Here is a 14,291-nt window from a genome sequence, read left to right as displayed (position 1 = left end):
TTTATTCTTTTAAAGGGTATATATCCAACTCGGTCATATATACGCTACTTTTGTTGTCTTCATGGGAAGAGTAGTAACAAATGTACAGTTTATCGTTCTCGATAACTAAACCAGGATAACTATTATCTCCTTGAGACGGTAAAACGAGTTGTTTAATTAATTTTGCCGTATTCAGGTTGAGTGTAAATACCCCTGTTACTAGCTTCCCCTCTTCAAAAATCCTGCCAGCTAGTATCGCAAGTTCAGCGTTAACCTTTATCAAAGCTGGGCCACCTATATATCTTTGTAAATCTGTCCACTTCCAGCGCTTATATGGAAAGTTGCTTATTCCAAGTTGAGCGGTGTAACTGTCGGCGTCTCGTCTAATAATTGCATATGCTGTTTTCTCGTTAAAAATAATATCGCTCTCGTTAGGGTAACCTTTGCCATGTTTTTTCAAGCTAAATGCTGAAGTTACATGACGATGAAAACTGCGACGGGGATCGCCAGTAAAAAAGTTGATAGCATTTTGCTTTCGGTTATAGGCAAAGCCATACCCTAAACCTTGATGCCAAGTTATTCGCCAGAGCCACCAACCCTTTTCAGCAAACTCCTTATGTGTTGACCAGCTATCACCTGTCTGTGATACCCAGCAGAGGTTTCGGGTTCCAATAGTGCGATTTTCACTATTTGTTCGCCTTGCATAAGCTATAAGTAACATCTTTCCATCAGGGGTAATGGTCAACTTAGGATCTCTTAGATCTGTTGAAGGGAGTTGAATCAGAGATCTATTTAAAACCACGCCCTGGTGATCTACCTTTAATATGCAAATTTTACCGTCTGCACTTATGTGATTCGTTGCTTCTCTGTAGCAACAATAAAACCAGTTATTAAAGTGACATACATCCACAAAAGCATTATGACCAGCCTTATTTCCTATTTTAATTGACCAATTTATCTTCATTTTAAAATTATTTTGTAGAATTTAACTTATTGAAACGCAAGTAAATATTAATATCAAGCCGGCAAATAATTGCCGAATTATTAAAATAAAGGCAACGAATGGCTAAAGGGATTTTTAAAAGGGTCGATACATTTTTTGAGAGAGCCAGTAATAATGATTTTAGAAGTACCGAATCATTATTCTATTAGTGTTATTTAACCAGCCGAATTTATTCGGTCGCCAGCAAAGTCTGGACTGAGAGTGTAGGAGAAAACCATGAGTTTATTCGTAAATACCAACGTATCTTCTTTGAATGCGCAACGCCAGTTGTTTGATTCAGGGAATGCTTTAAGTACATCTTTTGAACGTTTGTCATCAGGATTCCGTATTAATAGTGCTGCAGATGATGCTGCAGGCTTACAAATCACCGATAGATTAACAACACAAATTCAAGGTCTAAACCAGGCCGCACGTAACGCAAATGACGCAATATCGTTAGCTCAAACAGCTGAGGGTGCGTTAGATGAGGTAACTACAGCGTTACAACGTATCCGTACTCTAGCAGTACAATCACAAAACGGTATCAACTCATCAGCTGACCGTACAGCGCTTCAAAAAGAAGTGACCGCCCTAAAAAATGAGATAAGCCGTATCGCTAGTGACTCTCAGTTTGGTGGGGTGGATATCTTAAAAGGAGATTTTTCTGCTACTTTCTTAGTCGGTGCGAACGCAGGGCAAACTATTGCCGTTGGATTAACAAGAACCGGTGGGTTCGGAGCTTCAGGTTTATCAATTGGTGATACTACTGTTGCAACTGAGGCAGGTGCAGCGTCAGCGTTAACGGCTATAACAAATGCAATATCTGCAATTGGTGGTGTAAGAGCGGATTTGGGTGCATTACAAAACCGTTTCCAATCAACTATTCGTAACTTATCGAATATTTCTGAAAACGTTTCTGCAGCCCGTTCAGGTATTCGAGATACTGATTTTGCTACTGAAACAGCTGAATTAACCCGTAACCAGATCGTTCAACAAGCTAGTTTGACAGTATTAAGTCAGGCTAATCAAAGACCACAATCAGCGCTATCTTTACTAGGTTAAGTATTACAATAGCCTAGGTTTCAAAACTCTTCTCCTGTTTGGAGGCGTAGAAGCCAGGAGGTAGTGCTCTGGATTTAACGGACCGAGCAGTTGAGAGTTTGCTCACTCTCTCTTAATAAAAGAGCCCTCAGCCGGAGTTTCTCCGGCTTTTTCATGTCTTAAGTGTCTGAAAAATAATAACTTTTAAAATAAATTGTTTTTTTCCTAAAGGATTTTCATCAAAGCAACGATAACTTAAATAGACGTTACGCAACTAACAAAAATATAAGCGAACGGCGAAGTAGAAGCTAAATAATAATAAAAGAAAAGCTCTACATCTATTAAGGCCAATAACAATAAAAACAGCCAAATAGAATTTACAAAAAAATCGTTAGGAGATTGAAATGAGCTTATTCGTCAACACAAATGTGTCGTCGTTAAACGCAACTCGCCAGTTGTTTACGTCGAACAATAATTTAACTACTTCATTTGAACGTCTGTCTTCGGGGTTTCGTATTAATAGTGCGAAAGATGACGCCGCAGGCCTTCAAATATCTAACCGTCTTACAACTCAAATTCTTGGTCTTGATCAAGCTGTAAGAAATGCAAATGATGGAATTTCTTTATCGCAAACTATCGAAGGTGCGTTGGCAGAAACCACTACTGCATTGCAGCGTATTCGAGTACTCGCAATTCAATCGCAAAATGGTATTAATGCTTCTGCCGATAGAGTTGCATTACAAAAAGAGGTGCAGGCACTTCAAGAAGAAATTAGTCGAATCGCCTCTACTTCACAGTTTGGTGGAGTGAATATACTACAAGGCGCGTTTTCTTCAGCCTTTTTAGTGGGCGCAAATGCCGGACAAACTATCAGTGTTAACGTGCTTAGAGAAGGGGGCTATGGTGCTTCCGGCCTTGGTGTGGCGGGATTAAGCGTTGAGACAACAGGTGGTGCATCAACTACTTTAACTGCGGTATTAGAAGCTATTTCGATAATAGATGCTAAGCGTGCAGATTTAGGGGCCGTGCAAAATAGATTTCAATCTACCATTCGTAACTTAAGTAACATTTCTGAGAATGTTTCAGCGGCGAGAAGTCGTATCCGTGATACAGATTTTGCCGTCGAAACGGCAGAGTTAACCCGCTGGCAAATCATACAGCAAGCAAGTGTTACTGTGCTTGGGCAGGCAAATCAACGTCCACAATCAGCACTTAGTTTATTACAAGGTTAACAATTAGCTAGATTGGTGAGTAAAGGTTATGTATCAAATGTTGAGCAATCGCGGGGGCAGGCTGCAACTTATTATACGAGGATAATTTGTTTGTTGGGAGGGGTAACCCAATGAGCATAGGAAAACGGTCGAATTGCAAAATGTGGGGACAGGCTGCAACCGACCGAGGGATTTAAATTTATTAAGTATTATCAACGAGTTAAAAACAAGATTAGCGTAAGCTAACTTGATATAACAAGAGTAGTTGGAACTTTTTTGTTATATCGCTAACAGACGAAGTAGATGCCAGGAGGTAGTGAGGTATTGAGGTATAGGCCACCAACTCCGTCTGTCAGCTTGAGCATATGCTCACACTTTTTTGCTTTTGTTTATGTGCGTCTAACACTTAACAAAAATGCTAACCAGGGTACCAGCTAGCAATTAACTAAAAGCATGTAGTGTGCCAAATGTGCACTACGGGTGTAAATTTTAATATTAGCATTACCAAAAAACACTGACGCTACAAATAAAAATATAAGTCAGTGCATGGTTAGGAGATAAAAAATGAGTTTATTCGTTAATACTAATGTGTCGTCTTTAAATGCGACAAGACAATTATTTGATTCAAACAATAGCTTAAGCACATCCTTTGAAAGGCTATCGTCGGGCTTTCGTATTAATAGTGCAAAAGATGATGCAGCAGGTTTACAAATTTCTAACCGTTTAACCACTCAGGTTATGGGGCTAGATCAAGCTGTAAGAAATGCTAATGATGGTATTTCATTGTCACAAACAATCGAAGGAGCCTTAGGAGAAACTACCACAGCATTACAAAGAATAAGAGTGCTGGCGGTTCAATCTCAAAACGGCATAAATTCATCAGCTGATAGAGTGGCACTTCAGAAAGAAGTGACAGCTCTAAAAGAGGAGATAAGTCGAATTGCATCTACATCACAATTTGGTGGAGTTGACATACTAAAAGGTGACTTTTCTTCAAAATTTTTAGTGGGTGCTAATGCTGGCCAAACTATTAGTGTGAATGTAGAGCGAGAGGGTGGATTTGGAGCTTCAGGCTTAGCTGTTAGTGATACATCTGTTATTACAGAAGCACAGGCTTCGGCAACAATGAAAGCTGTTTCAGAAGCTATTTCAATCATTGATGCAAAACGAGCAGATTTAGGGGCAATACAAAATAGATTTCAATCTACTATCAGAAACTTAAGTAACATATCTGAAAATGTGTCTGCGGCAAGAAGTCGTATCCGCGATACAGATTTTGCCGTTGAAACGGCAGAATTAACCCGTGTACAGATTGTACAGCAAGCCAGCATTACAGTGTTAAGTCAGGCTAATCAACGTCCACAGTCAGCTTTAAGTTTACTTGGGTAAGTAGCTCGAAAAATTAAATAAAGAGGGTAGGAAATGAGAGGCCAACCCGGGGCTAAGCCCTAAAAAATGCAATCATGGATGTTTGCTGCATATGCTAAGGAGGGCACTATTTTATACATTAAGGTTTATAACCTTAATAAGTGCCAAGTTTGCTCCAACTCCTAACGTGAGCAAGTTGGCCTGAGTCTCCGTCATTCCAATGTGCTGTGACTCAGGCCTTTTTTCTAAGTAACTATATAAAGGCTTTAAAGTAGAAGCCTTCGGAAACAATAAGTATTTCTATGTTTATGTTACATCTAGGGTGTAATTTAAAACGCCGACTAACAGGACTAAGAGTGTAGAAGTTTGGTTGAGAGGCCAGTATTCATCTCTAACCCTGCCAGTCGGACAGAAACCTTTTTGCTCCATCTCCTAACGTGAGCAAGTTGGTCGAGGCTTTCTTTTTAGAAGATACCTCGGCCTTTTTTATATAACCCTTTAAGGTTACACATCAGAAACAAAGCATTCTTTGTGCCAATATTTTATTGGTATGAGATTCTAACTTTTTCTCAGTTCATTTGATGTTATTTTCACTTTTTTTCATGGTCTAGTTTCATAAAGGTACTTTTAAACTGGGCTATAAACTTTAGTAAAATTGACTATCTATTTTCATACCTTTGTTTTTATATCTTCATATTTTTTTTGCTAAAAATAAGTACGATTTATCTTGTGGCTAAATCTAAATGAAAATTACCTTTGAGGACATTGTTGAGTTTTTTATATTAAAAATTATGTATTAAAAACATGGATTTAAAACTTTTTTAAAGAGAGTTTATAATAAAATCGAAAAAAAATTAAAGTTACTTTAGCTGAGGTCGATACCATTAGTTGAGAGGTAGTCTAACTTGATTGCTTTAGCTTTGATTAGTAATAGAGGTGTTACTAATCAATGTAAATGAGGTGATGTTCAGGAAGAGGTTTCTGAACATTAATATTGAGGCAAACTTGCTGTTAAAAATAGCGCTAAAAGCGTGCAGTGAGTTTTCAGGAGGTTTTTATGTCTTTATTTGTTAACACCAACGTATCTTCTTTGAACGCTCAACGCCAGTTGTTTGATTCAGGAAATGCTTTAAGTACATCATTTGAACGTTTGTCATCAGGATTCCGTATTAATAGTGCTGCAGATGATGCTGCAGGCTTACAAATCACCGATAGATTAACAACACAAATTCAAGGTCTAAACCAGGCCGCACGTAACGCAAATGACGCAATATCGTTAGCTCAAACAGCTGAGGGTGCGTTAGATGAGGTAACTACAGCGTTACAACGTATTCGTACTTTAGCAGTACAATCACAAAACGGTATCAACTCATCAGCTGACCGTACAGCGCTTCAAAAAGAAGTGACCGCCCTAAAAAATGAGATAAGCCGTATCGCTAGTGACTCTCAGTTTGGTGGGGTGGATATCTTAAAAGGAGATTTTTCTGCTACTTTCTTAGTCGGTGCGAACGCAGGGCAAACTATTGCCGTTGGGTTAACAAGAGCCGGTGGATATGGGGCTTCAGGGTTATCTCTAACTGATACTACTGTTGCAACTGAAGCAGGTGCAGCGTCAGCGTTAACGGCTATAACAAATGCAATATCTGCAATTGGTGGTGTAAGAGCGGATTTGGGTGCTTTACAAAACCGTTTCCAATCGACTATTCGTAACTTATCGAATATTTCTGAAAACGTTTCTGCAGCCCGTTCAGGTATCCGAGATACTGATTTTGCATCTGAGACAGCTGAGTTGACCCGTAACCAGATCGTTCAACAGGCTTCTTTATCTGTATTAAGCCAGGCAAATCAAAGACCACAGTCAGCGTTGTCATTACTAGGCTAATGATTTGCTTTTGGAGATACATATAGCTCTATGATTGGCCTCTATTCTTTATAGCGGCCATTTGTATTTTAAAGGAGGGATTTATGGAAATTAATTCTTTTCAAGTTGGCCAGACTTTTGCTTCGAAATCTGATGAGCTTGAAGTAAATAATATACAAAGTAAAATATCACCACCTGAGTTGTCAGAAGACCTAAATCTGCAAGCTAAAGTTACCGAAAGTTTTGCCGATAACCAAGCAGTACAGCAAAACACGAACCTTGGCCAAATTGAAGACGCTGTTACGCAAATCAGTGAGTTTGTGCAAAGCAGCAGTCGCAGACAGTTAAATTTTTCTGTAGATGAAGACAGTAATAAACAAGTTGTTAAAGTAACGGATGCTGAGTCTGGAGATGTTATTAGGCAGATCCCGTCAGAAGAAGTATTGAAACTATCTGAGCGTTTGCAAGATTTACAAGCTGATGTTGGTACGGCAGTGGGGTTATTATTTAATAAGCAAGTGTAATTGAAGTGGATGAATTACATTCATTAAGCTTGGATTAGAGGTGTAAAATGTCAATACAATCTTTAGGGGTAGGGTCTGGATTGGACCTGGAAGGCTTAGTAACTCAGTTACTAGAGGCTGAAAGTGTACCTAAAACAGAAGCTTTAGATGCTAGAGAAGAGTCAGTTGAAGCTGAAATTTCTGCTATTGGCCAGTTAAAGTCTAAATTAGAAGACTTTCAAGAAACCCTAGATGATTTGAGAAGTGAAACTAACCTTAAAGGCCGAGAGCCGACCATAAATAACCCTTCTTCTGATATTGAGCCCTTTACTGCTGAGGCTTCAAATAGTGCCTTAGAAGGCGAGTACCAAATCACAGTAACTCAATTAGCTGCTGGCAGTAGGATAGAAACCGCTGATGCAGAAGATGGCGGTTTTGAAAGTTCCTCTGATTCAGTGCTTTCTTCAGGAACGGCTAGTCTTACTTTTAAAGTTGATGCCACTAGTGATGCTTTTACAATTGATTTATCGGCAGGTGATTCCCTAGAAGATTTAAGAAACGCCATTAACAATTCGGACGATAACTTTGGTGTGACAGCAAGTATCATCTCAACCGGTACCGAAGCAGGTGGGGCTAAACTAGTTTTTACCTCTAGTGTAACAGGGGAAGGCAATGATTTGGTTATAGTAAATAACAACGATATTGCTGAGCTAGACCGTGTTTCTACCACTAATTCTCTAGAAACTATCGAGCATTTGTCAGCGGTTAAGTCTGCTCAAAACTCAAAAGCAACTATAGACGGTATTGATGTTGAAAGTGATACTGATGAGTTTGAGAATGTTATTGAAAATGTGAGTTTCACAGTATCTGAGCTATCCGAGCTTGCTGCCGACGGCTTAACTTATCAAGCCTCTAAACTGAGTGTTGGCTTTGATACGGATCAGGTAAAAGAGACTATTCAAGCATTTGTAGATAATTATAACGCATTAAAAGCTGAAATCGAGGTTTTAACTAACTATGGTGAGTCTGACTTAGAAGAAGATGGAGCCTTAGCTGGAGACTCTTTGGTTCGTGGTATCGAAAATGGTATTGCTAGTATTTTATTTTCATCAGTCGACTCATCTGCGCTAGGGACCATTTATCAAATTGGTATTGAGTTTAATGACGATGGTGAACTGGAAATTAGCTCTACGGATAATATTGGTCTAGGTAGCGGTGAGGATCGCTTGTCAGAGGCATTAGAAGATAATTTTGATGATATAGCAGCGCTTTTTACTGATGAAGAAAGTGGTATTGCTGTTCGCTTGTATGATTTTATCGAAGAATATACTAATTTCAGTGGTTTACTTAAACTTCGGGAAGATACAGCAAAAGATCAGCGTGAACAGATTTATGACGATAGAGAAACCTTAGAATTACGATTAGCCAGTACTGAACAAATATTGCGAGACAAGTACTTAAATTTAGACCAAACAGTAGCTTCATTAAACTCAACTAGCTCTGCCTTATTGGCAACCTTAGGCTAGTTGTGCAATATAATTATTTATAGCACGGAAATTTATTATGGCTTTAAAAGGCATCAACGCTTATAAAAAAGGCAACATTAAACAAGATATAGCGCAGGCAGACCCACACAAATTAACGTTAATGTTAATGCAAGGAGCCTTAGATAAATTAGCCTATGGTAAAGGTTGTATGGAGCGTAAAGACTATGCTGGTAAGTCTGAACATCTATCTAAAGCATCTGCAATCATTATGAATTTACGAGATACCATTGATTTAGAGGTTGGCGGTGATGTGGGCGGCAACTTGTTTGACCTTTATGATTATATGTTACAAAGGTTAATTGATGCCAACGTGCAGAATAACTTGAAGATTGTAGATGAAGTGATTACTCTGTTTTTACCCATTAAAACTGCCTGGTCACAAATTCCTGAGTCTGCTAAACAAGAGGCTTATGAAGCGCAGAGGCAAAAACGTCAAGCAGCAGTTTGAAAAAATTAACTTTAGACCATCCCTATACGCCCCCTCAATTAAGTACAGTTAATCAAAGGTTGGTGGAACATCTCAGTACTGATGACCCCGATGAAGCTGTACTTTTGCAACTTATCAAAAACCGTGAAGATGTTATTCAGGCTTTTTTAAAAGAGCATTCCAAAGAGCACTTAAAAAATTTTGCAGAGCAAGAGTTAATAATGAATGGTCTATTAGTTGCTTACTGTGAAAAGATGGCAAAAGCGTCATTAAAACAGCTATCTGGGTTAGTACGTGGGCGTAAAGCCGTGAAAAAATACCTGTAATCATGTTTAATGCTGTTTTTTTGTAAGAATTTTAGCTGCCCACCTTTAGGGAAAAATAACTATGTTTTCAAATAAATCAATTTTAATAACAGGTGGTACTGGATCTTTTGGTAAACGCTTCGTTAGCCACTTACTTAAGCACTACACTCCTAAAAAGCTAATTATTTATTCTAGAGATGAACTTAAGCAGTTTGAAATGCAGCAAACCTTTAACGCTGCATGTATGCGTTATTTTATAGGTGATGTAAGAGATAAAGAGCGACTTAAGGCGGCAATGCGAGATGTGGATTATGTGGTCCATGCCGCTGCTTTAAAACAAGTTCCAGCGGCAGAGTATAATCCAAACGAGTGTATTAAAACCAATATTAATGGTGCGCAAAATGTCATTGATGCAGCCATAGAGTCTGATGTCAGACGGGTTATTGCTTTGTCTACCGATAAAGCCGCTAACCCGGTCAATTTATATGGAGCAACTAAATTAGCGTCTGATAAATTATTTGTTGCCGCTAATAATATCTCTGGGGCGAAAGGCCCAAGGTTCGCAGTGGTTAGGTACGGTAATGTGGTGGGCTCTAGAGGGTCTGTTGTGCCATTTTTCCACAAATTATTAGATGATGGCGTAAAAGTATTACCAGTGACTCACAAGGAAATGACACGCTTTTGGATCACCTTAGATGAGGGCGTGGAATTTGTTGTTAAGAACTTTCAGCGAATGCAAGGTGGAGAAGTTTTTGTACCAAAAATTCCCTCAATTAGAATCTTAGACTTGGTAGAATCCATCAGTGGTAATCGAGAATATGAAGTTGTTGGTATTCGCCCCGGTGAAAAGTTACATGAGGTTATGGTGCCAGAAGAAATGGCCCATCATTCACTAGAATTTGACGACCACTATGTTATTACTCCAGCCATAAAGTTTTTCGATAAAACGGTAAATTATTTTAAAAACAAGTTAGGTGAAGAGGGGCAAGCGGTACCAGAAAAGTTTGAGTATCACTCGGGTACTAATCCACACTTTTTGACAGTGGATGAGCTGAAAAAACTCGATAAGGTTACAGTCTAAAACTGGATGTAAACATGATTTCTTACGGTAAACATGCAGTTGACCAAGCAGATATTGATGCTGTAGTAGAAGTGTTGGAAAACCAATTTTTAACACAAGGAGCAGTTGTTCCTCAGTTCGAAATAGCCCTTTGTGAATACACTGGTGCCAAATATTGTACTGCAGTAAACAGTGCGACTTCAGGGTTGCATGTGGCTTGTTTGGCTGCTGGAGTAGGGGATGGTGATATAGTTTGGACTGTACCTAACTCATTTGTAGCGTCGGCTAACTGTGCACTATTCTGTGGTGCGACTGTCGACTTTGTGGATATTGACTCTCAAACTAGAAATATTTGCGTTACCCAGCTTGCAATTAAACTTAAACAGGCCGAACAAGCAGGCAAGCTTCCTAAAGCTTTAATTGTGGTGCATTTTTCAGGACTAAGCTGTGATATGCAGAACATCTCAAAGCTAGTAAAACCATATGGCATTATCTTGATTGAAGATGCCGCTCATGCTTTGGGGGGCGTATATCAAGAGCAAAAAATAGGCAGCTGCCAATTTTCAGATATGGCTGTGCTGAGTTTTCACCCTGTCAAATCCATAACTAGTGCAGAAGGCGGTGCAATTCTCACAAATTGCCCTCCATTTGCAGAAAAAATACAATTGTATGCAAAACATGGAGTAACCCGAGATCCCAATTTGATGCAGGGTGAAAACCACGGTCCTTGGTATTACCAACAAGTTACACTTGGGTATAATTATCGATTAAGCGATGTGCATGCTGCCTTGGGGCTATCACAGCTTAAAAAGTTAGATAGTTTTATTGCTAAGCGATTAGAGCGCGCTCAAGTTTATCAAAAGGCCTTAGCATACCTACCATTGAGATTACCTAGTGTGGAATACTTTGCAACAAGTGCTTGGCATCTATATATGGTTGAATTAACACACCATGATAGAAAAGACGTTTATCAAAAACTTCACGAGATGGGAGTAGGGGTTAATGTTCACTATATTCCCATACACCTTCAGCCTTATTATCAAAATATGGGCTTTCAGGTAGGAGACTTTCCAAACTCTGAAGGTTTTTACAACAATGCTTTAACCTTGCCTTTATATCCCACTCTCACAGTCACTGAGCAACAGACTGTTATAGATGCACTTGAACAGGTATTAGTGTGAATATTGCGGTTATCCCTGCCCGAGGTGGCAGTAAGCGTATTCCTAAGAAAAACATAAAAGACTTCGCTGGAAAGCCTCTCATAGCATATTCCATCGAGGCAGCACGATTATCGGGTGTGTTTGATAAAGTTATTGTAAGCACTGATAACAAAGACATAGCAGATATTGCTATTAGCTATGGTGCTGAAGTGCCTTTTATTCGCCCTGAAGAGTTATCAAATGACTTTGTTGGAACGGTACCTGTAACTAACCATGCGATAAATTTTTGTATTGAAAATTTCTACAAACCAGAGTTTTGCTGTTGTATTTATGCCACAGCGCCATTTATTGAAGCTAAATATTTACAAAACGCTTTAGGTTTGTTGCAAAAAAATCATGATAAGGCATTTGCTTTTTCTGTTACTAGCTTTGCTTTTCCAGTCCAAAGAGCTTTGATTCAAAAAGGCTCTGGCGTGGCGCCTATGTTTCCTGAAACTATAAGTAAACGCTCTCAAGATTTACCTGAAGCCTATCATGATGCAGGACAATTTTATTGGGGCAGAACAGACGACTACCTCTCTAAAAAGCGAATGTTTAGTGAGCATAGTATTCCTGTTGTTTTACCTCGTCACCTTGTTCAAGATATTGATACTCCAGAAGATTGGTACAGAGCAGAGTTGATGTACAAAGCATATATACAAGGATTAAAAAGTGACTGAAATTTTAGATAATACTCAGCCCGCAGAAAAAATATTAGTTATACGTATGTTAAGTACTGCTGACATATGCGCCATTGGTTTACCTGTTGTACGATACTTTAAGCAGCAAAACCCTAATGCAGAGTTACACTTTTTAACATTTGGTGATGGGGTTAAATTGATGAAACTCGCAGAGCCAGAGGTTAAAGTCTATGGACTGACTAAAGCGCAATGGCCGGACGACTTTTTTCAAGGATTAGAAGCCTTTTTAGCACTAGCTGAAGAGATAGTAGGTGAGGCATATAGCCAAATAATCAATCTTGATACTAGCTTTATGCCGTGTTTTCTTGCTAGGTTTTTAAAAGATGCACTTGAGCCAGTAAGCGGTAATTTTCTTAGTTTGTCTGTAAAAGAATTGCTAACACAAGTGCAAAACCAGACACTAGAAGCTGATTATGTGAACTCTCCTCAGAGGTTTACAGACAGTACTTTTAGCCTGATGTACAAGTGGCATAGTCAATGGTGGAAGTATGAGGATGCACCTGATGGTGGATACCCTGAATTTTATCTAAAAAAGTGTTGTGGGTTAGTGGTGGATAAACTGCAATCCGAGATTATTGTCACGCCAGATAAGCGTTTATCTAAAAATCAGAAAAAAACTAAAGTGATAGGGCTGTGCTTTGAACAATCTGCAGACAGCTATGTTTACCCCTATCAAGGGGAGTTAAAAAAGTCTTTGGAGCAGCTAGGATATGTAGTTTGGGTAGAGCAAGACTGCAAAGGGGATCTTAAACAATTGCTAAAAATGCTCACTGCTAGTGATTTAATGGTATGTAAATCAGCGGCAGTTAGATGGTATGCCCAAGCTGTAGAGTGCCCAACTTTGTTGGTTAGCGGAGCCAGTGAGCCGTCTTTATTAATGCCTGAATTTGCTACAGATACAGTTTCACCTTGTTTAAGGCATTCTGCTGGAAGTAATACTTTGGGGCAAACAAATGCACGCGCATGTAATTGTGATAATGCTGCTGATTTAACGGAAAGCATTGAATCTATTTTTGAGCATCTAGCAGAAGAAGCCCAAGGTGTACATAATGGCTGATATTCAAATTGGCAATAGGCTAATTGGCCCATCCCATCGACCTTTTGTAATAGCTGAGCTTAGTGGAAACCACCAACAAGACCTGAATCTTGCGCTTGCTATGGTAGAAGCGGCAGCCAATGCTGGTGCTGATGCTATCAAGTTGCAAACCTTCACAGCCGATAGCATGACCTTAGATGTAGATAACGAACATTTTGTTATTCAAGAAAAAGATAGTTTATGGGAGGGTGAATCGCTCTATGGTTTGTACCAAAAAGCCGCCACACCCTATGAATGGCATCAGCCTTTGTTTGATAAGGCTAATGCTTTAGGCATGTTGGCTTTTAGCTCACCATTTGATGAAGCCGCTGTGGACTTTTTGGATGAATTAGATGTCCCTTGCTTTAAAATTGCGTCTTTCGAGTTGACCGATTTACCGTTAATCCGTAAAGCCGCCACTAAAGGTAAGCCATTAATTATGTCTACCGGTATGGCTAGTTTAAGTGAGATAGAAGAGGCTGTTAATACCGCTAAAAGCGCGGGTTGTGAAAACATAATACTACTCAAATGCACAAGTACTTATCCTGCCCAGGCTACCAACACTAACCTCGTTACTATTGCTCATCTAAAAGAGGCATTTGGATGCCAAGTAGGCTTGTCTGATCACACCGCTGGAGTCGGTGTATCTGTGGCCGCAGTTGCATTGGGAGCCACTGTGATAGAAAAGCACTTTGTGCTTGATAGAAATGCTGGTGGAGTTGATGCTGCATTTTCACTAGAGCCAGATGAATTATCGTCTTTAGTAAAAGAAACCACTAGAGCACACCAAGCTATGGGGCAAGTTTGTTATGGGGGAACTCAGGCCGAAGAAAAATCCAAGTTATATCGTCGCTCAATATATATTAGTAAAGACATGAAAGCAGGGGAGCCATTTTCAAAAGACAATATAAAAATAGTTCGGCCTGCTTATGGCTTAGCGCCAAAACATTGGGATGATATTTGCGATAAAGTCTCAAAATGTGATTTGAAAAAAGGGACGCCATTATCTTGGCAATTTGTAGAGTCGTAACT

The 14,291-nt window shown here is 39.3% G+C and carries 14 protein-coding genes; 13 read left to right on the top strand and 1 reads right to left on the bottom strand.

Features of this window, described 5'->3' with window-relative positions; all coding sequences use genetic code 11:
* Nucleotide 1: 1 nt before the first annotated feature.
* Nucleotides 2-943, bottom strand: coding sequence for a hypothetical protein (locus tag ACMUMK_RS10630; protein WP_414701093.1), 942 nt, complete (start codon nucleotides 941-943; stop codon nucleotides 2-4).
* A gap of 255 nt (nucleotides 944-1,198) precedes the next feature.
* Between ACMUMK_RS10630 and ACMUMK_RS10625 the strand changes: the two genes are divergently transcribed.
* The 13 genes from ACMUMK_RS10625 to pseI all read left to right on the top strand — a co-directional run bounded on the left by ACMUMK_RS10625 (nucleotide 1,199) and on the right by pseI (nucleotide 14,289).
* Nucleotides 1,199-2,023: a flagellin gene (locus ACMUMK_RS10625; RefSeq protein WP_414701092.1), complete on the top strand. Its 825-nt coding sequence runs from the start codon at nucleotides 1,199-1,201 to the stop codon at nucleotides 2,021-2,023.
* Nucleotides 2,024-2,406: 383 nt separating this feature from the next.
* Nucleotides 2,407-3,234: a flagellin gene (locus ACMUMK_RS10620; protein WP_414701091.1), complete on the top strand. Its 828-nt coding sequence runs from the start codon at nucleotides 2,407-2,409 to the stop codon at nucleotides 3,232-3,234.
* Nucleotides 3,235-3,777: 543 nt separating this feature from the next.
* Complete coding sequence (locus ACMUMK_RS10615; RefSeq protein WP_414701090.1) at nucleotides 3,778-4,602, top strand: flagellin; 825 nt, start codon at nucleotides 3,778-3,780, stop codon at nucleotides 4,600-4,602.
* 1,036 nt (nucleotides 4,603-5,638) lie between these two features.
* Complete coding sequence (locus tag ACMUMK_RS10610) at nucleotides 5,639-6,463, top strand: flagellin (RefSeq protein WP_414701089.1); 825 nt, start codon at nucleotides 5,639-5,641, stop codon at nucleotides 6,461-6,463.
* 83 nt (nucleotides 6,464-6,546) lie between these two features.
* Nucleotides 6,547-6,966 (top strand): flagellar protein FlaG, encoded by a 420-nt coding sequence (locus ACMUMK_RS10605; protein WP_414701088.1) that lies wholly within the window; start codon nucleotides 6,547-6,549, stop codon nucleotides 6,964-6,966.
* Nucleotides 6,967-7,013: 47 nt separating this feature from the next.
* Entirely contained in the window at nucleotides 7,014-8,471 is a 1,458-nt protein-coding gene (gene fliD / locus ACMUMK_RS10600) for a flagellar filament capping protein FliD (protein ID WP_414701087.1), read from the top strand.
* 37 nt (nucleotides 8,472-8,508) lie between these two features.
* Nucleotides 8,509-8,940 carry a flagellar export chaperone FliS gene (gene fliS / locus ACMUMK_RS10595; protein ID WP_414701086.1) on the top strand — a complete coding sequence of 144 codons (432 nt, stop codon included), beginning with the start codon at nucleotides 8,509-8,511 and terminating at the stop codon, nucleotides 8,938-8,940.
* Complete coding sequence (locus ACMUMK_RS10590; RefSeq protein WP_414701085.1) at nucleotides 8,937-9,245, top strand: hypothetical protein; 309 nt, start codon at nucleotides 8,937-8,939, stop codon at nucleotides 9,243-9,245. The genes fliS and ACMUMK_RS10590 overlap by 4 nt, the downstream gene beginning before the upstream one ends.
* A gap of 61 nt (nucleotides 9,246-9,306) precedes the next feature.
* Nucleotides 9,307-10,305: a UDP-N-acetylglucosamine 4,6-dehydratase (inverting) gene (pseB, locus tag ACMUMK_RS10585; protein ID WP_414701084.1), complete on the top strand. Its 999-nt coding sequence runs from the start codon at nucleotides 9,307-9,309 to the stop codon at nucleotides 10,303-10,305.
* Between the two features lie 14 nt (nucleotides 10,306-10,319).
* On the top strand, nucleotides 10,320-11,465 hold the full coding sequence (pseC, locus tag ACMUMK_RS10580; protein WP_414701083.1) for a UDP-4-amino-4,6-dideoxy-N-acetyl-beta-L-altrosamine transaminase: 1,146 nt from the start codon (nucleotides 10,320-10,322) through the stop codon (nucleotides 11,463-11,465).
* Nucleotides 11,462-12,163: a pseudaminic acid cytidylyltransferase gene (pseF, locus tag ACMUMK_RS10575; RefSeq protein ID WP_414701082.1), complete on the top strand. Its 702-nt coding sequence runs from the start codon at nucleotides 11,462-11,464 to the stop codon at nucleotides 12,161-12,163. The genes pseC and pseF overlap by 4 nt, the downstream gene beginning before the upstream one ends.
* On the top strand, nucleotides 12,156-13,241 hold the full coding sequence (locus ACMUMK_RS10570) for a glycosyltransferase family 9 protein (protein ID WP_414701081.1): 1,086 nt from the start codon (nucleotides 12,156-12,158) through the stop codon (nucleotides 13,239-13,241). The genes pseF and ACMUMK_RS10570 overlap by 8 nt, the downstream gene beginning before the upstream one ends.
* The gene (gene pseI, locus ACMUMK_RS10565) at nucleotides 13,234-14,289 is read left to right on the top strand and encodes a pseudaminic acid synthase (protein WP_414701080.1); all 1,056 of its coding nucleotides are present in this window, start codon (nucleotides 13,234-13,236) and stop codon (nucleotides 14,287-14,289) included. The genes ACMUMK_RS10570 and pseI overlap by 8 nt, the downstream gene beginning before the upstream one ends.
* Nucleotides 14,290-14,291 lie beyond the last annotated feature (2 nt).

This window comes from Paraglaciecola sp. 2405UD69-4 (assembly GCF_047525415.1).
Lineage (GTDB): Bacteria > Pseudomonadota > Gammaproteobacteria > Enterobacterales > Alteromonadaceae > Paraglaciecola.
This window is presented reverse-complemented; position numbering and strand designations above follow the sequence as displayed.